The sequence below is a fragment of the Oleiphilus sp. HI0066 genome, assembly GCF_001635725.1.
This window is the reverse complement of record NZ_LWFH01001257.1, coordinates 1-1,111: the sequence shown is the minus strand read 5'-3', so window position 1 is coordinate 1,111 and position 1,111 is coordinate 1. Positions and strand designations below refer to the sequence as shown.

3 protein-coding genes are annotated in these 1,111 nt (G+C 43.8%); 2 read left to right on the top strand and 1 reads right to left on the bottom strand.

Annotated elements, in window-relative coordinates; genetic code table 11:
• On the bottom strand, positions 1–277 hold a 277-nt coding region (locus tag A3738_RS18125), incomplete at its 3' end, for a hypothetical protein (protein WP_156504324.1).
• Between the two features lie 128 nt (positions 278–405).
• Between A3738_RS18125 and A3738_RS18120 the strand changes: the two genes are divergently transcribed.
• Complete coding sequence (locus tag A3738_RS18120) at positions 406–846, top strand: YtoQ family protein (protein WP_068483288.1); 441 nt, start codon at positions 406–408, stop codon at positions 844–846.
• A 102-nt stretch (positions 847–948) separates the two neighbouring features.
• Positions 949–1,111 (top strand): glycine--tRNA ligase subunit alpha (locus tag A3738_RS29470; RefSeq protein ID WP_156504323.1); only part of this gene is annotated, 163 nt, incomplete at its 3' end.

The window sequence follows — 1,111 nt, the reverse complement described above, 5'->3', positions numbered from 1 at the left end:
AGACCTCAACTGTCGCTCTACTACCTCGCTCAACACTAACACGCCGTAGACCTCGAATTGAGCCATCATCTCTCACATGAAATTCTGGTTGTGCAGCACGCTCTCGCTGATAAACTTCATATTCCCGCGTAAAACGTGTTTCGATCGCCTCAGCCTCTTTGCGTGCAGCGTCTTTATCTTCTCCGATTCGCACATATTCTTGAAACTCTTGTCCGCCCCAAGAACGATAAACTCGAAAATAGTCTAAACCACCATACTTATGGTCATAGATAGGCACCCTATACCTCCATTGTATAAATATGTGAATCCAAGCATGAGCGATGCTTGCATCCTCAATTCTGTTTATTAGAATCCGCTCACCTTACATACAGTTTTATCAATAAATTCTAGGGACATAAACCTAATATGAGCTACAGCATTTATCTTTCAGGTGAGATTCATACCGATTGGCGTGAGCGTATTGAAAATGGCATCAAAGAAGCCAATCTGGACATCGAGACACTAAGTCCAGTAACTAATCATGAAGCCAGTGACGAAGTTGGTGTCCGGATTCTTGGTGAAGAAGAAAACAACTTCTGGAAGGATCATAAAGCAGCAAAGATCAATTCATTGCGCGCAATGAATGCAATCGAAAAGGCTGATCTTACCGTGGTACGTTTCGGACCAAAATACAAGCAATGGAATGCTGCATTTGAAGCAGGCATTGCTATTGGCAAAGGCAAGCCAATCGTTGTGATTCATGACCCAGAATTAACGCACCCACTCAAAGAAGTTGACGGTGCCGCGATGGCTGTCGCAGAAACACCCGAGCAAGTGGTTGAAATTTTGAAATATATCAAGCAATAAGTGAGCGAGCGGCGAATAGCTTAGTGTATAATGCCGCTCCTTTTTCTCGCTTTTTTGTCAAAGCAACGAAAATATAATGAATTAACTACGGGTGCTTGAGTTGTGGCTGAACAATCCAATCCAGATGTAAAAACCTTTCAGGGGCTAATTTTAGCCTTACAAAATTTTTGGGCGAGTAAGGGCTGTGTTGTTCTTCAGCCCCTCGATATGGAAGTCGGCGCAGGCACATTTCACCCTGCTACATTCCTACGAGCGATTGGCCCTG